This is a genomic window from Citrobacter amalonaticus (genome assembly GCF_002918555.1).
Lineage (GTDB): Bacteria > Pseudomonadota > Gammaproteobacteria > Enterobacterales > Enterobacteriaceae > Citrobacter_C > Citrobacter_C amalonaticus_A.
The window spans coordinates 44,026-67,989 of sequence record NZ_PQMB01000006.1 but is presented as its reverse complement, the minus strand read 5'-3'; the positions used below and the strand labels follow the sequence as shown (position 1 = coordinate 67,989).

The 23,964-nt window shown below is 47.9% G+C and carries 24 protein-coding genes and 2 pseudogenes; 3 read left to right on the top strand and 23 right to left on the bottom strand.

The genetic code is table 11. The features are described 5' to 3' along the window. Positions 1 to 9: 9 nt before the first annotated feature. From pspC to pspA, 3 genes are read right to left on the bottom strand one after another with little or no spacing between them, the layout of a single operon-like run. Positions 10 to 369, bottom strand: a complete 360-nt coding sequence (pspC, locus tag C3432_RS22980; RefSeq protein WP_103779246.1) for an envelope stress response membrane protein PspC — start codon at positions 367 to 369, stop codon at positions 10 to 12. Beyond that, a complete protein-coding gene (gene pspB / locus C3432_RS22975; RefSeq protein WP_103779244.1) occupies positions 369 to 593 on the bottom strand; it encodes an envelope stress response membrane protein PspB in 225 nt (74 codons plus the stop codon). Before pspB ends, pspC begins: the two co-directional genes overlap by 1 nt. Positions 594 to 643: 50 nt before the next feature. Further along, positions 644 to 1,312, bottom strand: a complete 669-nt coding sequence (gene pspA / locus C3432_RS22970; protein WP_103779242.1) for a phage shock protein PspA — start codon at positions 1,310 to 1,312, stop codon at positions 644 to 646. Positions 1,313 to 1,480: 168 nt separating this feature from the next. Here pspA and pspF point away from each other — a divergent pair, with 168 nt between their 5' ends. Then, positions 1,481 to 2,455 (top strand): phage shock protein operon transcriptional activator, encoded by a 975-nt coding sequence (gene pspF, locus C3432_RS22965; protein ID WP_103779240.1) that lies wholly within the window; start codon positions 1,481 to 1,483, stop codon positions 2,453 to 2,455. A 431-nt stretch (positions 2,456 to 2,886) separates the two neighbouring features. Then, positions 2,887 to 3,555: pseudogene (locus tag C3432_RS22960) on the top strand (SOS response-associated peptidase). Here C3432_RS22960 and C3432_RS22955 read toward each other — a convergent pair. Continuing rightward, positions 3,556 to 3,906: a hypothetical protein gene (locus C3432_RS22955; protein WP_258041651.1), complete on the bottom strand. Its 351-nt coding sequence runs from the start codon at positions 3,904 to 3,906 to the stop codon at positions 3,556 to 3,558. A gap of 94 nt (positions 3,907 to 4,000) precedes the next feature. On the opposite strand from C3432_RS22955, the gene C3432_RS22950 reads away from it, so the two are divergent. Continuing rightward, complete coding sequence (locus C3432_RS22950) at positions 4,001 to 5,926, top strand: acyltransferase family protein (RefSeq protein WP_103779571.1); 1,926 nt, start codon at positions 4,001 to 4,003, stop codon at positions 5,924 to 5,926. A gap of 265 nt (positions 5,927 to 6,191) precedes the next feature. On the opposite strand, the gene C3432_RS22945 is transcribed toward C3432_RS22950, so the two are convergent. From C3432_RS22945 to C3432_RS27550, 19 genes and pseudogenes are all read right to left on the bottom strand, one after another. Next, positions 6,192 to 8,036, bottom strand: a complete 1,845-nt coding sequence (locus C3432_RS22945; RefSeq protein ID WP_103779238.1) for an acyltransferase family protein — start codon at positions 8,034 to 8,036, stop codon at positions 6,192 to 6,194. A 68-nt stretch (positions 8,037 to 8,104) separates the two neighbouring features. Further along, positions 8,105 to 10,036 carry a tail fiber/spike domain-containing protein gene (locus C3432_RS22940; RefSeq protein ID WP_103779235.1) on the bottom strand — a complete coding sequence of 644 codons (1,932 nt, stop codon included), beginning with the start codon at positions 10,034 to 10,036 and terminating at the stop codon, positions 8,105 to 8,107. 59 nt (positions 10,037 to 10,095) lie between these two features. Further along, complete coding sequence (locus tag C3432_RS22935) at positions 10,096 to 12,813, bottom strand: host specificity factor TipJ family phage tail protein (protein ID WP_103779233.1); 2,718 nt, start codon at positions 12,811 to 12,813, stop codon at positions 10,096 to 10,098. Beyond that, positions 12,810 to 13,190, bottom strand: a complete 381-nt coding sequence (locus tag C3432_RS22930; protein ID WP_103779231.1) for a nitrite transporter — start codon at positions 13,188 to 13,190, stop codon at positions 12,810 to 12,812. The genes C3432_RS22935 and C3432_RS22930 overlap by 4 nt, the downstream gene beginning before the upstream one ends. 69 nt (positions 13,191 to 13,259) lie before the next feature. After that, a complete protein-coding gene (locus C3432_RS22925; RefSeq protein WP_103779229.1) occupies positions 13,260 to 13,772 on the bottom strand; it encodes a DUF4823 domain-containing protein in 513 nt (170 codons plus the stop codon). A 59-nt stretch (positions 13,773 to 13,831) separates the two neighbouring features. Beyond that, on the bottom strand, positions 13,832 to 14,314 hold the full coding sequence (locus C3432_RS22920) for a DUF1833 family protein (RefSeq protein WP_103779227.1): 483 nt from the start codon (positions 14,312 to 14,314) through the stop codon (positions 13,832 to 13,834). Then, positions 14,311 to 14,775, bottom strand: coding sequence for a hypothetical protein (locus C3432_RS22915; RefSeq protein ID WP_103779225.1), 465 nt, complete (start codon positions 14,773 to 14,775; stop codon positions 14,311 to 14,313). The genes C3432_RS22920 and C3432_RS22915 overlap by 4 nt, the downstream gene beginning before the upstream one ends. Further along, on the bottom strand, positions 14,775 to 18,110 hold the full coding sequence (locus C3432_RS22910; RefSeq protein WP_103779223.1) for a phage tail length tape measure family protein: 3,336 nt from the start codon (positions 18,108 to 18,110) through the stop codon (positions 14,775 to 14,777). Before C3432_RS22910 ends, C3432_RS22915 begins: the two co-directional genes overlap by 1 nt. Positions 18,111 to 18,769: 659 nt before the next feature. Next, positions 18,770 to 19,135 carry a DUF2545 family protein gene (locus C3432_RS22905; protein ID WP_146050884.1) on the bottom strand — a complete coding sequence of 122 codons (366 nt, stop codon included), beginning with the start codon at positions 19,133 to 19,135 and terminating at the stop codon, positions 18,770 to 18,772. Positions 19,136 to 19,222: 87 nt separating this feature from the next. After that, positions 19,223 to 19,732 (bottom strand): KilA-N domain-containing protein, encoded by a 510-nt coding sequence (locus C3432_RS22900; protein WP_103779219.1) that lies wholly within the window; start codon positions 19,730 to 19,732, stop codon positions 19,223 to 19,225. A gap of 161 nt (positions 19,733 to 19,893) precedes the next feature. Beyond that, positions 19,894 to 20,115, bottom strand: a complete 222-nt coding sequence (locus C3432_RS22895) for a hypothetical protein (RefSeq protein ID WP_103779217.1) — start codon at positions 20,113 to 20,115, stop codon at positions 19,894 to 19,896. Positions 20,116 to 20,228: 113 nt separating this feature from the next. Next, positions 20,229 to 20,678, bottom strand: coding sequence for a hypothetical protein (locus C3432_RS22890; protein ID WP_103779215.1), 450 nt, complete (start codon positions 20,676 to 20,678; stop codon positions 20,229 to 20,231). A gap of 62 nt (positions 20,679 to 20,740) precedes the next feature. After that, on the bottom strand, positions 20,741 to 20,935 hold the full coding sequence (locus C3432_RS28460; protein WP_374755486.1) for an Ig-like domain-containing protein: 195 nt from the start codon (positions 20,933 to 20,935) through the stop codon (positions 20,741 to 20,743). 33 nt (positions 20,936 to 20,968) lie between these two features. Beyond that, positions 20,969 to 21,916, bottom strand: a pseudogene (locus C3432_RS22885) (phage tail tube protein); the annotation flags it as partial. A gap of 24 nt (positions 21,917 to 21,940) precedes the next feature. Next, positions 21,941 to 22,333: a phage tail terminator-like protein gene (locus C3432_RS22880; RefSeq protein WP_103779211.1), complete on the bottom strand. Its 393-nt coding sequence runs from the start codon at positions 22,331 to 22,333 to the stop codon at positions 21,941 to 21,943. Beyond that, positions 22,330 to 22,881: a hypothetical protein gene (locus tag C3432_RS22875; protein WP_103779209.1), complete on the bottom strand. Its 552-nt coding sequence runs from the start codon at positions 22,879 to 22,881 to the stop codon at positions 22,330 to 22,332. Before C3432_RS22875 ends, C3432_RS22880 begins: the two co-directional genes overlap by 4 nt. A 1-nt stretch (position 22,882) precedes the next feature. Beyond that, positions 22,883 to 23,266: a glutamate 5-kinase gene (locus C3432_RS22870; RefSeq protein WP_103779207.1), complete on the bottom strand. Its 384-nt coding sequence runs from the start codon at positions 23,264 to 23,266 to the stop codon at positions 22,883 to 22,885. A 1-nt stretch (position 23,267) separates the two neighbouring features. Next, positions 23,268 to 23,663, bottom strand: a complete 396-nt coding sequence (locus C3432_RS22865; protein WP_103779205.1) for a protein singed — start codon at positions 23,661 to 23,663, stop codon at positions 23,268 to 23,270. 40 nt (positions 23,664 to 23,703) lie between these two features. Next, on the bottom strand, positions 23,704 to 23,937 hold the full coding sequence (locus C3432_RS27550) for an Ig-like domain-containing protein (RefSeq protein WP_146050885.1): 234 nt from the start codon (positions 23,935 to 23,937) through the stop codon (positions 23,704 to 23,706). Positions 23,938 to 23,964: the final 27 nt, after the last annotated feature.

Sequence of the window (23,964 nt, the reverse complement as noted above, 5' to 3'; positions counted from 1 at the left end):
TCAACCCTCTTACAATTGACGGAAACGACTGCGTAATGTGAAGGTATCAGACGTCACATAACGCTCCATTTCACGCAGGCGATTTTCACTGTCAGCCAGTTCACGATCCACCACATCCAGTAATTCACTACTGGAAGGTTGCTGTTCACCGAAGGCCAGACGGTCCGGCATCGGATCGAGGGCGAATGACAAAATGATGTAAGCCACCAGCGTAAAGAACGCCAGTCCGAAGAAAATCGACAGCACCACTAAAATGCGAACCAGCTTTACAGGGACATCAAAATACTGCGCGAACCCCGCGCATACCCCCCGCACCATGCCCTGCTGCGGAATGCGCCATAACTTTTTGTTCAGATTAATACCGCCCATTAGCGATCCCTCCAGTTCGGATGCTCAGCGTCCAGGATATCTTCCAGCGCCTGAATGCGCTCCCGCATCCGTTTTGCGTCACCCGTCAACTGGACTAAACGTTGCTGTTCGCTCTGCGAGAGCTCGTCGCGACCAGAACGGTTGTTGTAATGCAGCCATAACCAGATTGGCAACACAAACAGCACGAAAATAGTTAACGGAATGGCCAGAAATAACGCGCTCATGAGTACTCCTTACAGGTGATGAGCGGCGGCGCGGGCACCGCCTGGTATTATTATTGATTGTCTTGCTTCATTTTGGCTTTCAACTGCGCTAACTGCTCGCCGATTTCATCATCTGCTTTCAGATCGGCAAACTGCTGATCCAGATTTCGCTGTTTACCAAAGTTGTGGCTTTCCGCCTCGGCTTCCATCTGATCGATACGACGCTCAAAAGATTCAAAACGCGCCATCGCCTCATCCAGCTTGCCGCTATCCAGCTGACGGCGCACATCGCGGGAAGAGCTCGCCGCCTGATGGCGTAACATCAACGCCTGCTGACGGGCACGGGTTTCACTGAGCTTGTTCTCCAGTTCGCCAATCTCTTTCTTCATGCGCGTCAGAGTGTCTTCCACCAGCGTCATTTCATGTTCCAGCGTACCGTTCAGATCGGTCAGCTTCTGTTTTTCGATTAATGCAGCACGGGCCAGATCTTCTTTATCTTTGCGCAGGGCCAGCTCGGCTTTCTCCTGCCATTCAGCCTGTTGTGCGGTAGCCTGCTCAATACGGCGGGATAACTGTTTCTTTTCTGCCAGCGCCCGCGCTGAATTGGAACGGACCTCGACCAGCGTGTCTTCCATTTCCTGAATCATCAGTCGCACCAGTTTTTGCGGATCTTCCGCCTTTTCCAGTAACGAGTTGATGTTGGCGTTCACGATGTCGGCAAAACGAGAAAAAATACCCATAATTTACTCCTCACAATATTTTGATGTCGGGCGATGCCCTGCTGCTGTTCTAATACAATCTGCGTGCCAACTTTTTATTTCATTGATTTATAAAAGATTAGACTGTTTTACCTTTAATGTCATCCAGGTTAAAGTGGTGAATATCGCGAACATTTGGTGAATTTCATCATGGCAGAATACAAAGATAACCTTCTGGGTGAGGCCAACAGCTTTCTTGAAGTGCTGGAGCAGGTTTCGCATCTCGCCCCTCTGGATAAGCCGGTGCTCATTATTGGGGAACGCGGAACCGGGAAAGAGCTGATCGCCAGCCGCCTGCACTACCTCTCCTCACGCTGGCAAGGACCGTTTATTTCGCTGAACTGCGCGGCGCTGAACGAAAATTTACTGGATAGCGAACTGTTTGGCCATGAGGCCGGGGCATTCACCGGCGCGCAAAAACGTCATCCCGGGCGTTTTGAACGTGCCGATGGCGGTACGTTGTTTCTTGATGAGCTGGCAACAGCGCCAATGATGGTGCAGGAGAAGTTACTCCGCGTCATTGAATATGGCGAACTGGAGCGCGTCGGCGGCAGCCAGTCGTTGCAGGTTAACGTGCGCCTGATTTGTGCCACCAACGCCAATCTGCCGGCAATGGTGGAGGAAGGCGCGTTCCGCGCAGATTTGCTCGACAGGCTGGCTTTCGATGTGGTCCAACTCCCCCCTCTGCGCGAGCGTCAGACGGATATCATGTTGATGGCAGAACATTTCGCGATTCAGATGTGTCGGGAGATCCAGCTACCCCTGTTCCCAGGATTCACTGAACATGCAAAAGAGACATTACTGCGCTATCGCTGGCCGGGAAATATTCGTGAGTTGAAAAACGTGGTTGAACGTTCGGTTTACCGCCACGGCACCAGCGATTATCCGCTTGATGAGATAATCATTGATCCTTTTCAACGTCAGAATACTGAAGCACCGGTGCCGGAAACTCCTTCCGCACTTCCTGCCCTTCCGCTCGATTTACGTCAATTTCAGCAACAGCAGGAGAAAGAGTTTCTGCAAACCAGTCTGCAACAGGCGAAATTTAACCAGAAACGCGCGGCAGAATTACTTGGGCTGACCTACCATCAGCTGCGTGCGCTGCTCAAAAAGCATCAGATTTAGCGATTCTTTCCACACGATTGCGCACATTTACGCCAGTTGCCCGCAGTCATTTTTACCTGGCGGGCCGAAGTGCGATACACTTTGCAGATTGAATCTAAAAACCTTAAAAATTATGCAGCTTTAACTTAAAATACATGAAAAACATACATTTGTTTTGATTTCAAAAAGTTAAACACAGCAGCCATCGGATAATAACAGTCAATATCGTTGATTTCATTGCCCCCAAACGCGCCCCTGGCTCTTGTTTTACCCCCAATTTTGCCCCCAAAATTCGCTCTTTTGCGTAGCTCCTTCCAGTTTCGCTGCGGCCTTTTTTACCATGTCCATAACATCAGACATTATGGCCACGTTTCTAAATCATAAAGTTTCGGTGCGCACCTCTTTTTCTCCCTGCCCTATACTTTCAGTCTGACATCTGGCTGGAGGTTTCTATGTGTGGACGTTTTGCACAAGCCCAAACCCGTGAAGAATACTTGGCACACCTCGCCGACGAAGGCGATCGCGATATCGCGTATGACCCTGAGCCAATTGGGCGCTATAACGTCGCGTCTGGCACAAAAGTCCTGCTGCTGAGCGAACGCGACGAGCAGTTGCACCTCGATCCGGTTGTTTGGGGTTACGCACCCGGGTGGTGGGATAAGCCGCCTCTGATAAACGCACGCGTAGAAACCGCGGCAACCAGCCGGATGTTCAAACCGCTCTGGCAACATGGCCAGGCGATAGTCTTCGCTGATGGCTGGTTCGAATGGAAGAAGCAAGGCGACAAGAAGCAGCCGTACTTCATTCATCGCTCGGACGGTAAGCCAATATTCATGGCGGCGATAGGCAGTACGCCGTTTGAACGTGGCGATGAAGCGGAAGGCTTTCTGATAGTCACGGCGGCAGCCGACAAAGCCCTGGTCGATATTCACGACCGCAGGCCACTGGTTCTGTCACCAGAGGCAGCGCGCGAATGAATGAGGCTGGATGTGGGCGGGAAAGAAGCAGAGGAGATTGTTGCTGACGGCTCTGTGCCAGCAGATGCATTTATCTGGCACGCAGTGTCGCGCGCCGTCGGCAATGTGAAGAATCAGGGCCAGGAGTTAATCGAGCCTGTCTGATTAAATTACCGGGCTATCATCATCCGCCGCCCAGTTAATAAGATGCGTCAGAATACCCTTCACATCCACCTCATCCAGAACCTCACCTTCCAAAACTTCACCATCTACCGTTATCAGCGCACCACCTCTACGTTTGGCAAAGTGACAACCGCCTGAATACGAAATCAGGTAGGTGCTATCTGGAGTCGGCTTCAACCCCCTTTCTATCACAGCAAACCCTTGCGATGTCTCAATCACAAGGCTGTTAACCGTGACGCCGCAAATTGTCTCTATGGTTAGCGTGTGTTCAATGTAGTCTTTAGCTGGACTCGGGAACCCCATAATGACCTCCAATAGGCACTGTTCATACATACAGTATGACCTGAATTTTAGCGTGTTCAAGTGCTGAACGGAATTCTCTTAAGTGTTAAACTCCCAACTATCTAAAACATATAAGATTATGGATATGTCACTTAAATACAGAGCGGATATTGATGGTCTCAGGGCTATAGCAGTGCTCTTGGTTGTTCTTTTCCATGCAAAACTTCCTATACCGGGTGGTTTTGTTGGCGTAGATGTTTTTTTTGTAATATCAGGGTTTTTAATAACCTGTATACTTGATAAAGAGATCAGGGAATCCCGTTTTAGTTATGTAAGTTTTTACGTGCGCAGGATTAAACGGTTAATTCCGGCGCTATTTTTTATGCTCATAATTGTCGCGGCATACTGTAGTTTTTATTTGATGCCAGAAGATTTAATTTCTTTTGGTAAGACATCCATCTTAACTATGCTGGGTGTTAGTAACTTTTATTTTTATATTCACACTAACTATTTTGAATCATCATCATCAGAACCGCTACTGCACACCTGGTCTCTTGCGGTAGAAGAACAATATTATATCTTCTGGCCTTTGATATTGATGATGATATATAAGATAAAAAGAACCAGCATCAAGTTTGCTTTGTTCTCAGCGCTATTTATCACGTCAATATGTCTTTCATGGTATTACGTACATCAAGACAAGAATCTGGCATACATGATGTTGCCATTTAGATTTTTTGAGTTAATGGCTGGGGCATTGCTTGCAATTAATTACCGCAGAACTGAATTAATATTAAAGCATAGTAATACATTGAGTATTACTGGATTACTCTTGATACTTGCAAGTGCATTTTTACTTGACGATAATAGTTCTTTCCCCGGCCTTTTAGCGCTTCCTGTTATTATAGGTAGCGCAATGCTAATTGCTTCACGTGAAGGTATTGCAAACAAATTTTTATCTTTAAAACCAGTAGGATATATTGGCAAAGTATCATACTCGTTTTATCTTTGGCATTGGCCAGTAATAACTCTGGCTCTCTACAGAAGTGTGGAACTAACCGTAATCAACGCCATTGCACTTATTACGTTATCATTTGTTATGGCCTGTATCAGTTATCACTTTGTTGAAAGCCCATTCAGAAAACTAAAATCGCCGATGGTTGTTTTTCCTGTGTTTTATGCAATTCCATTAGCTGCTTGTTACTTCTTCATGAGTTATGTGGATGCCACATCAGGTATGAAATGGAGGATGCAGGGTATGTTTGATGAACTTAATTCTGATAACTCTGCCCATATCAAGCGCAGTGAATGCATGGAAAAAATGAAAATTGGAAATTTTAACGAGTGCTGGCTAGGTGTAAAAAAAGATAAGCCAGATATTTTAATGATTGGTGATTCATTCGGCAATGCTTATACTCCTTTTATTGATGCACTTGCGAAAGATGCGGGAATTATGGTCCATGACACAATGAGAAGTTCTACCCCCTCCATTCCTGGGGTATATGTCAATAATATAAGCAAGCCATTATCAAAATATAATGCCGATACCATTATGATTTATAATAATACGCGCACAAATTATGCCTATAGTATTGGAGCTGTTATAATATCAGACCATTTTGATATATATGACGGCAATAACGAATCATTACGGTTATTTGGTGATAATGAAATCGACTATAGCGCATCTGTGTATAAACTACGTGTAAACTATATTAAAAAACTCATCAAGAAAGGTGTAAAAGTATACATCATTGCCAGACCTTTTAATACAATCGGTTCAACTGGAATTTCTAAGCTACGTTCAGCAAAAATGAAACATGTTATAGACAATGTTGAAATGTTCCCCTATGGAATGAAAAAAGAAACAAGAGAAGAGTACAGACTTAAGCATGACATTCCAGAAATTACACTAATCGACCCTAATGTTCTTCTCTGCAAAAATGAAAATTGTGTAGCCACTATTGATGGTGACATTATCTTTAGAGTTGATGGAATCCACCTTAACTACACAGCAGCAAAAAAAATGGGTGATGCATATTTAAAAAAATATGATAATCCATTTAAATAGAACAAAGGTTCTACATGGATCCGTTTTAGTTCCTGACTATGTCAGGATAGCCTTCTGATGTTTCTATCATAGAACTATTCGTGGTCATGCCACATAGGATTTAAAGAGTGACAATGCTCTCTATAAAGTCTTTTGTAGTTTCTGGAGTCCCATGGTATCACCAGGACAATACTGTTTTCACTGAGGAGATCACAATTCGATGGAAGCGTGCAAGCATCAGAAACAGAAAAGCCCACCTGAGTGGGCTATGTATTTGTTTTTATATTTAGTTGAATATTTCTGGATAGTATTTCTTCAACTCGATACCTAACTCCGTTGCACCAACCTTTGTTAAATGCCCACTATCGAAGTAAAGGTACTTACCTGTTGCAGGAGAGACAATATTGCAGATTTTACTTTTGCCACACTGGACACTTAACATATCAACGTATTCAGCATTAGGTATTTTTGAAACCGTAGCTTTTGCATCCGTATTTGTTGCCCATCTTGAATTGATGTAAAACGTTGAGGCATAACCGTTAACCATTTCAAATGTTGTTTTTTTATTTTCCATTGCTTTTTTTGCAATAAACATTGGCGCATTATTAAACATCATTTTCGGCCCAAAAACTATAACCCTTGCATTTGTACGCGTTTTGATTTCGTTAATAACAGACCTTAGTCCACCCATATCATTAACCTGCCAGTCATCATGTAGCATGACAACATCAGCATCTTTAAGCCCATCGAATTTTAAAGTTGAAATTAAAACATCACTACAGAATTTTTGGTATTTTTGTTCATTTGGAGTGTACCCGAAGTTACTGCAATGGTTTGTAGTTCTCAGATATGAGATATCACCTTTAAACCCATTTTCAGTTAATGCATATGTTAAATCTATTCCGTGTGAATTTCCAATAATTACAATCTTCTTATCGCCAGTCTTTGGCACAGGGTTAATTTGATCCCCATCCGTCCAGTATCTTGCTCTTTCCTTAGCTAGTTCTTCAGCACTGATTAGAGCAAATGGGTATCTTCCAGGATATCCAGCAGAGGCGGTCACAGAGAATGCAGCCAAGTACACCGAAAGAAATGCAGCTAATACAATTGTAAGTTCTCTTGCAAGTTTACCTCTGTACTTATTAAGAATCTTTCTTGATGGGTTTTCTACTAAATAGAAAGATATGCAAGACAATGCAATTGATAACGCCACACCGAAAAATGATGCTAACCAACCAGAAAATCCGAGATAATTAAATAAAACAAACACAGGCCAATGCGTGAGGTATAAAGAGTACGATACCTTACCCAACCATTGCATTACTTTATTATCCAGCAAGATGTTTTTAATATCACCTGCTGAAATTACAATTGCACAACCAAGAACAGGGACAAGTGCCCAATATGACGGCCATGCCATATCAGAATTGAGTAAAAAAGTAGCAGCAATGATTATTGTAACACCTGCCATCTTTGCATACTTCCCAGTTAATAGACTAGCTGGAAATAGGTATACAAGTCCACCAACAGACATTTCCCATGCGCGAGAAGTTAAAAGATAAAAACCTGCGGAGCTATTTGTATTAGCGTAATATATTGATACAGCAAATGATAACAATGCAACAATTAGCACAGAGTAACTTGCTAAACTACGACCTACTGACTTATATAACACAAAAGCAAAAACAGGATATATCAGATAAAATTGCCACTCCACTGACAATGACCATGTATGCAACAACCATTTTTCTTTTGATGACGTATCAAAATAATTCACATCATAGAAGTATTGAATATTTGAATAAAAAAGAGAGCTACTCTTAACATGCTCAGAAAGTAACTGATAGTCAGATGGAAGTAAAAGAAAGTACCCAATAACTAACAAACAAAAACAGGTAAAATATAGTGCTGGGATTATCCTTCTGGCTCTATCCATGTAAAAACCGATGACCGAAAATTTAGAATCATCCAATCTTGAAAAGATTATTCCGGTCATAAGATAACCAGAGATGACAAAAAACACATCAACTCCAGAGAATCCGCCATCAAAGCCTGGTATCCCAAAGTGATAAAGAACGACAGCAATAACTGCTATCGCTCTCAGCCCATTAATATCAGTTCTGAAGTTCACTTCCCCGCCATAATCTCACTAAAAATCATGGCGGTGTTATAGCATGCAACATAAATTAAAGCCAGCAACTACAGTGGAATAGCTACTATTTGGCTTTCTGTTGTGACCTCAAACCAAAATGAAACGCCTCCGACGCCAATCATGGGAGTTGCAACAAGTTGATCGTTAATCAAGGTCCATGTAAAAGAAGGGAGTGAGGCACCGCCTCCAGAAACATGCCCAAGCTTCCCTATCTCCAAAACCTGGCTCCCCCCACCTATTGATTTATTGACTAGTAATTTGTAAAGAGTGGTATTCCTTTCTGGTGTCGAAGGTGGCTGATTCGAAGCCATGATCGTCACTTCACCGCCGTATCTGACCTTATGTCCTTGCGTACTTAGCATGTTACATATTGGTGTTGCAGCCCCAACCGGTATGGTGATGCTTCTTATCGGTAGGGTATCATGTACCCATTTTATATAACCACCGTTCTGGGTTTTCCATCCATTCAGTAGTTTTTGTCTATTCATTGTTACTTCTGCGCCAATTCCATCAACTATAACGCATGGAGTTATGTCGCCAACAGCTGGAATAGAAACTGAATCAAGTAGTGTGATTTCATTTTTTACACCGTCTTGAGCTATAACATGTAAACAGTTAGGGAAACCTCCAATAGATGTATTATTTGCATACATAAAAGCATCACGAATAGTGGCTTTATTTGGGCCTAATGTGGCGGATGAAATAGCCCCCATACCTGATCTGCCATTTGTTTCAGCGCCTGGCGCATCAAGAGAAAAACCGTTACATCTCTCAATAAGGTGTCCATATCTTGCACAGTTGTCAGCTGCGCAGGCGACACCGTTACTGTAGTTCATGTATCCCCATAACCACCCATCACCCTGACTATTAGAAACGTAACCCGCTCTTACTGAATGCGATGTGTGCTGGAAGCCAGGTGATGGATCAGACACGGTTCCAGGGTTGAATCTTACCCCGTTAGAAACACTGGCATGGGACATTATGTTATCGATACACATCACAATTCCATTACCGAAATAGAATCCATCAGCACCAGCTGACTCTGACTGAACTCCGCTAATAAAACCACGGGAATACTTATTCAAACTGACAGATCTACGCGGCGCACTTTTGACGTTGAAGTCTTGAAGTCTGAAAAACGATGCACCATTTGTATTCGCCGCCACTCCGTCAGATAAAGCGGCAGCTCCTGTCATATCGAGTTCGCTGGTTGACTGACCTTGGCCGATAATTCTAAGTCCTGTTATTCCAGAAGCGTGTTTTTCAAGACTAATAGGAGTTAAAAGAGTATGAGTACCTCTTGGTAATTCAACTTCCCCGCCACGAATGTTTTCTGTGGCGCTAGGATTGTATTCCGTTGCAAGCGATGCGGATGCTAAATTAACTGCTACTCCAATATCGGTGTCAGGATCACCAAAATCAACAGCTGATAGATGGCGACGCGCCCTATCCTTGCGTCCATACTTATTATTTGCACCAGTTGCTTCGTATGGCCCGATCTCATCACCAACGGTTCCAGGCGCATAAGTTTCTGCGCTGTCGTAACAAACAATTCCAGCTCCAAGAGAAGATGCGAGCATGGTACGCAATGTCGAATCACCAACTGAGAGCCAGGCACCAGGTCCTTCTCCGCCTGTAGAAGCCGGTGTTGAAACAGGTGGAACAACTTTCCCCCCAACAGGAAAAGTACCTGTCCACTTGAAATACTCGCCAGTACTTTCATCCAGGAGTAATTCATTCAGATTAACGGTACCGCCATCCTGAAAAGACATATCATTAAGAATGATATAACCGTATGCTGCTGCGGCATTAATTACCATCGTCTCAAGGCCAAACCACGTATTACGTGCCCGCCCAAAACGATCATTCCAGATTGCCTGAGTTATGTCATTTAGCGCAAAATCAAAATTCTGCGCATTATCGTACAAATCCTTTGCAGCAGCAGACCCCAGCGGATTGCCGGTGTTATAAGTCGTCATATGGACCTCATAAACGAAAAAACCCGCCGGAGCGGGTTGTAATGATGTGGTTGTTTAAATCAGGAGACGTTTCCGGGGTATAGATCGCTGTCGTACTGGTAGAAGTCGTCCCTGTACTCTTTCGCAGTAACCTGGCATGTGCCGTCAGCTTGTGGTGCTATTTCAGAGATAATAGCGTTATAACCAGCACGCGAAGAATCGCAGAAAATAAGGCGCGGTGGCTCGATGGCAGGATCGTTCAGGATGATATTTCCGAACTCCGGCTGTTCAGGCACAGAGATCTGATAATCTCCTGCCCTGGTAGCCACCAGTAATCCGGAGGTTGTCCCATCCTGATAACGGATGAGGGCACGCGGATTATCAAAGCTCCAGTCTGGCGGCTCCGTAACAGTAAATGTCGTCAGACCGTCAACCGTGGACATACTTTCAATCAGGGCGCTGACTGTTTTACTACCGGGGATATCATCAGTCAGCACAACCCGATCACCAACGTTATAGCAGAGCGCATCCAGTTCCGTTGTGGTCGAGAATGTCAAACGCTGCCTGAGATACTTCATCAGGCGACGCATGCCAATCTGATATGCATGGTCGCGGTCGAGTACACCATCAAGCATGTAGTCTTCTATTTTAACGGGGGTTAGATTACCCGGTGTCCGGCACTGTACCGTCTCTTCCGCCCATGTCGTCCCGTTGATATACGTAACATCCACGCCGTCATAGTCGTCGTCAGAGGGAGCCACAAACGCGGTTTGAAGGTCTTCCGTCATCTCATGTGGACTGATAACACCAGACCAGGGTTTGATACCTTCACGCGCTACTGATGCCAGTCCGTCAGTCAGCAGAAAATAACTTTTCCCTGCGTTAGCTATCTTCTGCAAAACTTCCAGTGCCGATGTGCTGTCTGTGGTCTCGAAGTCAAAGAACTCATTGTCAGGCGTCCAGTAGGTACTTTCCAGAGCATTAATGGCATCAGTGTCCATCTCCAGCCCCAGAGAATTACCAACGTTGAACAACGCTCCGGAAATGCTGCGTGGTGTTCCTGTATCGTAAATTCTGGTGGCTACCACGTTCACCCGGCGATCGGATTGAGCGGCCAGCTTGCCGCCAGTTTCCACCGTGACACTCATCGTCGTTACGCCAGCGTACGAGGATGGTCTGGTCAGAAGGCGTCCACGCAATGATTGCCAGTACATATTGTCGCGACTGTTATCCTGCCCCTGCTCGTTAGTTCGCCGGCAACGAACTTCAACGAGACCAGGAGAACTTAACGTGATGCGCTCAGTGTATCCGAGCCCATTGATATTCTGCGTGTTGTACGAACCAGTCTTACTGCTCCATCCTGATCCGGAACCATATACCCGAAACTGGATCTCCCATCGAACCTCTCTATTCTGTTTTTTACCCTTTTTGTTGTAACCGCAAATTCCATTCGGGAAAAAGAAATTAACCTCAAACATGTCGATTGTTTCATTTTCCGGGCATGCCATGAATGGTCCCATCCATGTATCATTCTGATTCACTCCAGAAGCATCGAAATCAAGAACTATTCTGGCAACAAATCCCGGCCAGGTGTTATCAACCACACCATTGACCAGGCGCCTGATCGTTACGCTACTACCATCAACAGCGAGAATTTTATATTGATTACCGGCATGAGACAGTGATAAACGGATATAACCTTCTGGAATTCCAGTAAACGGCGCTCCAGCAGAACTCTCATAGGCAAGAGTTACTGATGCGGTCACTACGTCACCGCCAAGCGGTGCTGAGTGTGGAGTGTAAGATGCAATGAAGAGGTTATAGTCGACGCTGTTGTACCAGATCGTGACTGGCATTCCGACATATGGGGCTATTTCAGCCAGATTATCACTGGTGATTCTGCTGTATGCGCCATCATTGGTGACAACAAATGAATCAGGAACGATAAGTTCAACCACTGCACCTGCAACCCACGATTCCGGTAATTCATTGGTCACCGGATCGTCATCATCAGTACTTAACCCGTTAAATGTGATCGTACTCCCTGATACTGTCAAAGACTGCGCAACAACGTCTTCCGTATCAGGCGCGGTCTGAGCCATATCCAGACCGGCACCTGAAGATGTTCCTCCCACTTCTGTAGAGTTGAACCAGTTCTCACTACGGCGATCACCCGCGACATTCTGACCGGGTAGATACAAAGTATGAGCGAATCCATCCCCTAACGATGAAACTGGTGTGGCGCCGACGCGTATATCTCCATTACCGAATGAGAACAACCCAAACCCTAAAGCGACAAACATTTCAACGGTCATCACTGTCGGGTCGTCCGGGCTGAACCGGGTTACCGGCTGCACCACGTAATCGGGGTAAATTCGACGACGTCCGAACAACTCACGAATCGGATCGCCTAGTTTTGCCCTGTTCGCTTTCGCGGGGTTAACGTCCAGTGAATCGCCTGTCGAGGACGAAAAACCTCCCGGGTCAGCTGCACCTGGCGCAAAGAACAACGCATAAGCAACAGATGCGACCGAAACAGCAACAGCAACCCATGCTAGCGCAACAGCCGTATAAGGGATCGGGAAAATTTTCACATCACTGTCTGGTTTAATTGCAAAATCAAACCATGCTGACGGCGGGATATTCTCTCCATCAACTTCAATAGCAACCGGATGCTTCATATCAGCACGATAATTTTCAACGTTTCGCTTCATCCATTGATGAATCGTCATCGCACCATGTTGATGTGTTTCCAGCGGTTCCCCTGGCAATCTGGAGGGGTAAAGTCTTATTGTCACACCCAGAACTCCACTTTGACGAAGCGACGCATGAAACGCGCCAATGGCAGAAATGTAACGTTCGTTTTATGGTTACACTCTGCAACGTAAAGCTGGCCATTGATATCCACTACCACGGCGACGTGTGCCACTGTTGAACCGGAATAGCATGCAACACCTGCTCCCTCGCACGGTTCACATCGACGAAGAGAACGCATAAGCTTTCGTGCTTCCCGGTCAAGTCCGCCGTTATCCTTGGTTACCCCGGCAAAATCTGGCCATTCAGGAAGGCCGATATCACGGCGTACTTCATTCAGCACCCCAAAGCAGTCAAGTTCCGGGTAAACGCGCCCACCTTTCAGCCATTTCACCGAAAGGTATTTATCAGGATTAAACATATGGCCTCCGGAATTAAGGCAATAAAAAACCCCGTATGAACGGGGTCTGGAATGTGTTTTACAGATTGTTCAATAAAGACTGGATATGTAAGAGTTGACTGGATCCGGTAGCAAGTCTTGCGGATGGTCACCACCAAACGTAGCCCACTTGCTTTTACCACTAATAATCGTTGAGGCAATCCGATCGTTGGACTCTGCGTTATAAATTGTGATTTTAACTTCAATTTTATCCGGAATTCCTGACCACTCGGTTGCCCTGTCCTCCCAGTGAAGTATTTGCGGAATAACATAGTATCCATGACTGATAGCATGTTTGTTTTTCAGGCAGGTAATGTCTTCGCAATCAGCATAAATTGTTACGCTATCAGAGTGGCGCAAAAACGCAGATTTTAATGCAGTAGCTGTTGAATTCCCGGAACCCGCATATGTACGGGTTTCATACACGCCATCAACTGGCATGGAAATAGCAACTGGAGCATCTTTGATCAACTGATCGGTATTGTTCTGAATATTGCTCGTGTTGTATTTAGCTGAACACCCAGCCAGTAAAATCATGGCAGAAACCAGCAAAAATCGTTTCACTTTTCTATCCCTGTCAATTTAAAGATTCCTATATTATTAAGGATTTTTTCGACTGAACATCAACTCATATAACGAAGGCCAGGATAGAACGGGAGCGTGTAGCGATAGCGGGGCCAGGCGGTATCAAGGACGTTCATATACCCCGCGATAATTTGCGCCTGAGTCGCTTTCCAGTACCCACTTTTCACCTTAAGAGTGAACGGGCGTTCTGCTGGGGCTGCTAAATCGTTGGAGGTGTATTTGCGGTAAGTCATCGTTGCACCGCGAAGATTATCCAGCGCACTGCGAATTGCCGTTGATGCCTCACCATCGATATTACTTACTGCAAACTGTAGATCCTGAGTTCCGTCACTGTTACGAGCCGGAAGCGCAACGGCGATGGCACTGGCAATAAATGTCACTTCCTCACCAGACTCCGTCACCGCCGTTACATCGTCGTAACCATCACAGAGATAAAGAACGTCATCACCGATAGTGATCTGCAGAGTTTCAATAATTACCTCTTCTCCGGAAGAAGCGTAGAGCCGATTCAGTATGGTCATGCTTCAGGCCACTCTCTGTTAAGCGCAATATCAATGATGCTGCTGTTGATGATGTAGTCCGGGAACTCGGCCCAGCCATCACCAAGGACCGGACGATTCCATAGCTCCAGCGTCGCGGAGAACTGCCAGTAAATCGGGGCGACCAGCATCGGCCCCTGATAGATATCGGTGAACCGGCATTTATAGAACTCAACGCCCAGCGGGGTCTGTAGCCGCATAAAAAACCAGTCAGCACCATCAGTGATAGTTTCGCGGTACCAGGCCTCAAATAGTTGGGCCTGAACATCCGTTTCGAAAAACCACTGCACATTTGCCTGTGTCGGCGTGGAAATGAATGCCCGGCGCTGGCGGGCGCGGCCGGTTGTCATTTCGGTACGCTTTAACGGGCTGACTGGCTGAAATGCATAGCCATCCTGAAGCGGCATAGGGAGATAATCGTGCGGGTAGTATTTTTCAGCCATCAGGTGGTTCTCCTTCCGGTGTACATTCCTCGCATCGCATTACCCACCTTCCCGTTGCCTTTCACGATCTGATTGGCGACCTGATCCAAAGCATCACTGGTAGCCTGTTTCTGAGTCTGTGCCAGCGACAGATTCATCTGGTCAGGGCTTACTCCCTGCTGAATATAGAAGTTCTGGCTTATGGGAGCGTTCAGGGTCGTAGCATTGCTGTTGTTATTGACGTTCTGCGCCCCCGTACCGAAACCGGGCTTGCTCAGCGTTGCATCCAGAGAACCACCATTGCGCAGCGCCTCAAGGTTCGAAACGCCGATCCGGTTGGTTGCCGCCTGGTCAAAAACATACTCGCCTTTATGCACTACCCCGGCAGGCTGGTACTTCCCGCCCTGCCCGGTAAAACCACCAGAAGCGAATCCTGTCCCGGCGATAGCTGACAGATTTGAAACGATGCTGGCAGTAGCGGCTGCAACGGATGCCATCGCGGCAATGTTGTACGGGAACGGGTTAGCAGCAGCCATTGCTATCCCCTGTTGAATGGAAACCAGAGACTGCGCAATCGCGAATGCCTTGCTGGCAGCGAAAGCTGCTTTATAAATCCCGGACTGTTCACCGAAGCCAGTCGCCAGAATCTGCAAACCACTGTCGATCATGGTCTGCGTCGCACTGGTGATGATTTCGTTTTTCTGGGATTCGATTACCTGGTTGGCCTGCGCTGCCTGCTGGCGGATTGCCGTCATGCGCGCTTCGCCTTCCGTGGTAATTTGCGCCGCCTGGGCATATGCGGCTTCTTGCGCCTGCAACCACGTTTGTAGTTGCTGTTGCGCCTGATCGAGTTGCATGTACTGCTGTTGCATGCCGCCGAACGTGCCGGATAACTGGCCGCCAGTTGGCGACATGTTTCCAACAACACTCTTCACTGAGGAAGGCAGTTCTGCAGGTGTATTTTTGTAGATGTTGGCGCGGGTTTGCTCGTATTCCCCCGGAGCCAGCTTGCCTGTGGCTTTTGCTTTTTCAAGTAACGCCAGGCGCTCACGCAACAAATCATTCTGCTGCTCATCCTTCGCTTTGACCTGATCCTGCATTTTCCGGTAATCGTCGAGCGTTTTGACGGAGTTTTGCAGTGCTTCCTGCTGTTTGTAAGCCTGTATTATTTCATCAGAACGGGACAAAAGAGACTTCTGATCAGCGGTAAGCTGGGATTTCGATTTCAGATCAGCGATCTGCTGCTCAAATTTAACTCGTGCCTGTGTCGCACTGGTTAGTTTGTCACTGGCGTCAAGCTGGGACTGCATAGCGGATGTCTGCTGGTTAATCTGGTCAAGTAACCGCGTTGCAGAATCTTCGCTGTATGCTTTTCCCTTCGGCGTTTTCGGCGCTTTAGGGTCTTTGTACATTTCATTGATGCGCGCGATATTTTTCGCGTATTGATCCGCACTGATCGCCCCGGCATCCAGAAATTTCTTCTGTTGCTGAATCTCCTTGTTTCTCTTATCAGCATTCGACAAGAACTGCTGGTTGACGCGATCCGCTTCCTGCTGGGTTTTAATGCGCTGCTGCTCAGCCTTATTTGCTTCAGACACAGCACCATTGACATCAGCTTGAGCTGTCATCGTGAGTTGCAGGATGTTTAACTCCTGCTCAAGCTCCTTACGTCGAGCACCAAAAACGGCTTTCCCACCAACGGCGTTATCGATCCAGTCCAGTTCCTTACGAATTTGTGCGATGCGTTCATTACCGCCAGATTCTCGCCCAACATCAAGCATGGCATCCCAGGCGCTTTTTGCGCCTCCAGCCAAACCATTCCATGCTTTCTCCAGCAGACCAAGATTCTGTTGAATGTCAGTTGCACGCTGCTGCATGGTGTTAGCGTATGCATCAGTAGCAACTCGCGCCGCTTCCTGCATGTTCCCTTCATCCTGAAGAGCTTTAATCTGGTTGTATGTTGCCAGCGTCAGGAAATGATACTGGTCATTGAGTTTGGTGATTGCGTCCAGCGGGTCTGCGGCGATTTTGTTGAAATCACCAACCAGTTGCTCAGTTGCAATACCTGTGGCTTCGCTTGTTTTAACAACGGCAGAAGTCACGCGCTCCAGTGAATCACCGGCAACTTTTCCTGACTCTACCAGTTGATTTAACGCCGATGCCGCTTTACCAGTTGTAGAGTTTGCCGCCACACCAGCGCGCGCAGCGATATCAGCCAGTTGGCCTGATGTTTTCCCTACCTGATTACCCGTCAGGATAAGTGATTTATTAAATGCGTCCTGTTCTTGCGTGCCTTTGTAGTACGCCACGCCCAGCACGCCGACCGCAGCCGCCGCCAGCGTAAAAGGATTGATCAGGCCCATCACATAGGAGCCGACACCTTTAATCGCCGGGCCGATGCCGCCGAACATGTCCTTAAGCTGACCACCTTGCTGCAACAACACGGTCATGGGAGCCTGACCAGATGCAAGGCTAACGACGATATCCGTCATCTGTGCAGGGATCATGCGCATCTGATATGCCATTGCGCGTGATGTAACACCGGTCTTCTTCATTGCATCCTGGGTGATTTCCAGTTGCTGCCTGGCGTTCCCCAGACTTGCAGACAGCACGTCGTATCTTTCCGGCGACAACATGCCGGAAGCCTTCGCACTGTCGAGTTGCTTCTGTTGGTCAGCCAGTTTCTTGAATGCGGCTCCTACCGGATCAAGCTGGGCAGCCAGGCGTTGCAATGCCGCGCGCTGCTCATCATGAGCTTTCGCAGCTTCCCTCTCAGCCAGAGCTTCCCCGGTAATTTCCCGACGAGTTTCCTGCAATTTTTTACTGTAGGTGTCGAACTGTGAAGTGTTGAGCTTTCCGGCTGAGAGCGCAGCATTAAGATCTTCTTGCTGTTGGTCAAGATTTCTCAGTGCAGCAGTTAGCGGATCGATTTTATCCAGCATACGCTGGAATGCCTGTGCCTGCGCCTCCTGCTGCGCGACCGCTAATTTACCTGCTTTTTCCGCTTCACGCTGAGCCTGAGCTACTCCACTCAACTCTTCCGTGGTTTCGTTGAGTTTTCTCGACAGAAACTTAAACTCTTCCTCATCAATTAACCCTTTGTCGAAATATTTTTTTAATTCGGTAAAGCGTCGCCCAACGGTGTTAATGGCTGCACCAACAGGATCGATGGCCGTGCGAAGTTTACTCATCGCCTCCTTTTCTTCCTCGGTTGCTTTTGTCACTTTCCCTACGCTGGCCGCAGCCTTCATTCCCCATTCAGTCAAGCCACTGAGGGCTGTCGTCAGGTTTTCTGCATTTTTCTCAGCGCCAGTGCTGTCAATAATGATGGCGAGGCGGGATGTCTGTTCTGCCATTGCGATCTCCGGGCATAAAAAAAGCCGCGCAATCGCGGCCACTGATCATTTGTCAGGATGTTACTGATTTACATACCTGGTTATGGTTGTTACTCAGCCCGTCAGTGGTGGGACACTGGCGCACTCATAAAAGAAGGGATGGCTGATTACCTCTGACAAGGAATTAGAAAATGGATCAACCAATAAAGTTTATCGAAAAGCTGGAAGTAACCTTGAGTCTCTGGGCGCTGAAATTGTTGCACTAAAGGTTGCGGTTGGCCTTATTTTTCAAAAGTTACAAGACCCAATGAGAGAGGCTTTTCTGAAAGAGTTAAGGCAGCTTAATAATCCAGCCATGAACGACCTAGCAAAACAACTCGAGCAATTTCGCATTTAATTCATAATGCCAAATTGTGATGAGTGAAATACTACTTTTATTTCAGCGGTCTGTTTCTGGGCCGCCTTATCCTCGACAAGCAACTGATGGTGAACAGAAACACTGAGTTCATCAATCGCGCAGTTAATATCATTGTTGGACTGGCTCATATGCAAAAGCGACTTTTCCAGCGCTGTTCTAAAGTCATAACTGTCCCCCGCCTTTCGGCATCAGGGAATAAAAAACCCAGCCAGAGCGCTGAGTTTTGTGGAATTCTCTCAGCGCCTGAGTGGGCTAATTGAACTTAGGCCGTTTCTTTTAGATTGCTACCACAATGCTTACACTTGATAGCTTCTTTGCGAATCGACTCAGCACAGAAAGGACACTTTTTGAACTCCCCTGACTCGCCATTTAAGACAGCGCGTCTTGCCGATGTGGAAGATGACAACGCAACCAGTAAGCCCAGAACAGGAGAAATAAAAGCTGCGAATCCCGCCGCTATGCCATTTCCGTGGGTAATGTTGGATGTCAAAACTACCAGGCCAAAACCTACTGCACACATGCTGATGAGGTAGAGAACACCAATGCCCACCCCGTTACGTTTTGCAGCAACAACGGTTACAACAATCACTGCTAAACCAAAAAGTAAAAATCCAAAAATCGGCTCCACATCCCTACCCTCAAAGTAAACAATGCCCCGATGTTATCACAGGCCGAGAGCAAGGCAATGCGGGCATCCTTGCCGCAATAAATCAACCTAAAAGCCAGGCAAATACATTTGTACTTCATCAGCGACCCGGCCTCGCGCGGCGTGGAGTAGCTTTTTACGCCCGCCAACACCCCACTTCGCCATCTGGCTAGCGCACTGGCTTATCGCTTTGGTTTCAGTGTTGATGATATGGTCAATTTTGTTCAGGCGGGACATGGCATCAATGCCATTGCGAATTACCATCTGAAAGGTTTGGTACACTTTTATTTCGAATTCAACACTAAGCCATGCGGCATAACGAATCGCCACCAGCTCTAACCCCCAGATACCAGGCTGAGCACCACCTTTGATAATCTTGACCGAAGCTATTTTTGTAGCTTTGGTCAGTTCTTGCGCAAACTTTTTAATTTGCCCGCTTTTGATGAAGTTACTTGGCCTCTGTGATTCCGTGGCTTTGCCTTCAGCCACTGCGGCAGCGTGAAGATCATTGAGGTTGTAGCGCCCTTCATCATCGACACGAACGGAAACGCCGTTTACAGATACGGTTGGATAGTGCATGAGGTTTACCTATAGAAAGTGAGCCTGTCACACAGAGGTAGCCGCCCCAGAGTACAACTAACCCTCAGGCTCGCTTTCTGTAGGCTCTAGGATTATAACGTGCGCGTGTGAAGCGCGTTGGGTTTATTGCGGGTACAAAAAAGCCCCGGCGGGTGCCGAGGCTATTTGGAGGTGTTGTGTTTTTTCTGTTCCTGCGCCCACTGCTCACGCCATGCGTCATCGAGGGCAAATATGACCGCGTCAAATTCATCACGATCAATGAGAACGGGACGTGCAGAAAGAAAGCGCTCAATATCATGAAGAGAGATCGGCATCGGCGCGCCCGCCATTCCGACATAAAGCCGTGAGCGGGAGATAACGGAGTAAGCGTTGAGGATTTCCACCGTTACACCGTCAATTTCAGGTTCAGGAATTGGCGGGAGTTTTAATTTCTCCCTTCGCCACTTTGCCTTTTCACCCTGCTCCCCGCCGAATTCACTCAGCCACTTCTGCGCCTCTAAGGCTTTTTTACGGTTTCCTGCTTTTGCTGCTCTTTGCCCTGGGCGATGCTGGCGGCCTCCGCCAGAATTTGCCAGTAAATCGCCGGTTCCTGTTTCAGAAGTGCAGCACCGCGTTCAGGCGTGTATTCAATCGGAACTTCCTCGCCATCAACAAGCTCACCGACGCCCTTCCAGTCTTTCAGCAGGTAGCGTGCGCAGTTGTCGATCAGCAGGTCATCAGCAGAGTCAATTTCCCCGACCGCTGACAGGCTAAATTCGCTGGTTCCAACCTGGTAACTGGCATCCATTTTTTCAATGTGGCGGCGGATAAGGGCATTACGCGAGCGATACTGATCGTTATCAATGCTGCTGACGAGCAGCTTCAGACCTTCAATAGGTTTCAGGTCTTTTAGCGGTGTAAACCAGCGCTCGCCGCCAATATCAATTCGTGGGGTTAAGATGATCATTAAAAGCTCCTGCATTAAAAAAGCCCGCACCACCATGCAGAGCGGAACGGGCAAGGGAAATTTTATGGTTCGGTTACGGTAATCTCGGCGGTGGCGGTGAAGCCTCGCACTTTACCGGTTATGGTTGCGGTGCCGTCGCCGACTCTGTCTACCTGGCAGGTTTTTTGGCCTGTCGATACCACCGTTGCGACCGTCGGATCTGATGACTCCCACTGCACAGCATCAGTCGTACCAGCCGGGGTAAGGTTCGCTGTCAGCGTGACGGAAGTACCGACATCACCTGATGAAGTTGCTGGCGTTACGCTGATTGCCGTGGCAGGGACGGTAACTGCGCGGGTAATCGTCGGCGATTCGTCAGCCGCAGTGATATCCAGTTGAACCTGGATAATGTCGGTATTGCCGCCATCCGGCCAGTCACCAGCGACCTGCACTTTCGGGAAAGTGAAAGTGTACTGACCTTCATCGTTCGCCAGCGTGAAACTGAATGGCACGGTTGCGCCAGTGAGTGTTTTACTCCAGACCTCCCACGCTGCTTTTGACCACGACAAAGTGATCGAGCCTGACGGCGTAAAGGTTGTAGGGATATTTGCCCCCGCAAACGGTGAGCCGGTGCCGATACAACGCTGAGTTTGTACATTGTTGTCGAACTGGATGCTGAAGGTATCAATACAGAAACCATCACCGCCATCGATGCCGTTCAGGTTGATTGCTGTGACCTCTTTGAACGAGTAACGCAGTTCGCCAGCATTATCGGCAGGAGTGCCGGTGATGTAACTCGTATCGTCTGCTTTTGAGTCCCAACCCAGCCCGGCGAATGAGACTGTCGCGGTAACGTCGCCATCATTCGGAACTTCCAGCTGGAACACGCTTACCTGCGCGCCACGAATGATAGAGGCAATACCAACATCCGAAGCGTATGTCGCAAGAGAGAAGGAAATACGGTCATTCCCCATCGTCAGCACATTGCTCGCCCACTCCGCGCCAAAACACGAAGCCAGGAAGTCATCATGCTGGCCGTAGCGGAATTTTGCCCCGACATCGCCGCCAACATCGACCGTTCCCAGCGTAGCGCCCTGCGCCATTCGGGTGCCGCCGATCTCGTCGTTGTCGTTGGTGTTCTGGGACGGGCCAACGCCCCAACTTGTGCGTTTAAAAAGGTTCCACGGAATACCCGCTGGGGTAACGCCGGGAGTTGTTTCTCTTACAAAACATGAAATAACTTTGGCTCCGCTAGACACGGTCACCTCCATCGAAGTTAAGCGCTACAGAGCGCGATAAGGAATTTGTAGATTGAGCTGAGACCAGCCGTCCGTTTCGCCAGCGGGAACAGCGGATACGGCGAAATAACTGAGTTTTCCGTCATCCTGGAATTCGAATAACTCACGGAGTTTGTCTGCTGTTTGAGTGATGAGGATGGTGCCAGAGCCAACAGGGACGAAGATCTGAATAATCAGCTCCCCGGTGCGCTGAACGACGGGGCCAGCACCGATTTCATTCGCGCCGGCCAGTCCGGAAATGTTTGTAACTCGAGCCCAGATATCACGACCACTTGGGTCAAATACGGGTCCGTTGGGATAATCCACAGCATCAGAGGCAATAGCCGTCTGCGCCGTCATACGAGCAATGACAGCGTTACGAATTTCTGTGAGTGTCATTTGTAGGCCTGTGTTACACCATTAAATGAAACCGCATAAACGCCTGTCGGTGCCTGCTTTGAGTGCCCGTTTTCAAGCGGTACGGAATAAGGAAGGTTTGACTGGATATAAATCACTGAGTAGGCCGGAGCCTGATCGATGATATTTTTACCGTTGAGAAATGTCATCGTACCGCGCGGATCCTCCTCTGTCGGAACCGAGTAATCCGGTGAACCGATACTTACGAAATGCGAAGCCCTGAACGTACCAGCACGATAATCTGCCGGGCGTTTGATATCCATGCTGTCGTTAACACGTACTTTCTTCCTGAGTCGCCCGGTTTTGGTCAGATTATCCGGGTTGTCGTAAAGCGATTCGTTCCATTCTCCAACCGCTTTGTTGTACCCGACGGCGGTAGCGTTAATCGCCCATAACTCTGGATTGCCGACAGGAGACCGTTTCACGATTTCATTCAGCAGCTGTGTAGCGATAGCTCGCTGCCGCAACCTCACGTCATCGGCCACCAGCCCGGCGAATGCTGCCGGGTCAATACTCCAGCCCTTAGCCATATCACGCCCTCCGTAACTGGATGGAATACGCAGCACCAGTGGAATCAACAGCGGCGGTTATGACCTCATAACGCTGAGGTACACCAATTATCGGTTCCGGCGCCGTGACAAAGTGCCCGACTGCTGGCCTATCGGTCACCTCGTTAACCAGGGCGGTTAATTTCAGGTCACCGTGCAGGATATTAACGCCATCGATACGGCGGAGTTTGTACCGCGCCAGAACACCGCGCCCTGAATACGTCACCTGCGTTTCACTGCCGGTTTCCGTTACCGGATCCCAGTCACCTCGAACGGTGTATGTTCCAGTGAAATCCTTAACAGCATCCTGCAGGTCGGTATCGAATGCTGCGGCGACTTCAGTTTGGAGTTCATCACGTATGCCCATATCACGCCCTCACAAAGAACGTCTGAAACGGGTTAAGCATCCATGGCTTGAGCATGGCAAACGCCAGTTGCAGATCGGGATCGAGTAGCTCAGTACTGGAGGTTGAAAGCTCGGCAAATGTTTTTGAGACTTTCACATCATCGGCTTCAACGCTTTTGCTCGTCACCACACCGGAATCCGTCTTTTGCTGATACAGATTGCCAGCAGCAGCTACGGAAGCGACAAACGCTCCGGCTTGCTTAACCTCTTCGGGAATATGTTCCGGGTCGATATCCTGAAGGTTTAGAGCCGTCATCCAGGTGTTTGCCTGGAGCACGGCTTTGGCCTTTTTGTCGGCGGCAGCCCAGGCATCCCCCAGCAACTCGTCAACGTCCTGGATTGTTATATAAACGGTCATCGGAGCCTCACCAAAAGAAACGGGGCTTTCGCCCCGTCAGTTAACCAGCCGCTGGAGCAGTGAACGTGATCGCTTCAGTTGTTTTAACCACGCCATCAACGGTAGCCGTCACAGTAAAGGAACCGGCCGTATCAGAGGTGAGTTTCACCGTCGAGCCGCCAGCAGACCCCGTCTGAGATGTCGAAGCGCTTAGCGTACCGCCAGAAGACGTCCATGCTACAGTTGCCCCGGATACTCCGGCACCATTTTTGGTGTACTTGAGCGAAACGGTCACCGCGTCGGTACTGTCAGCAGTTGCGGA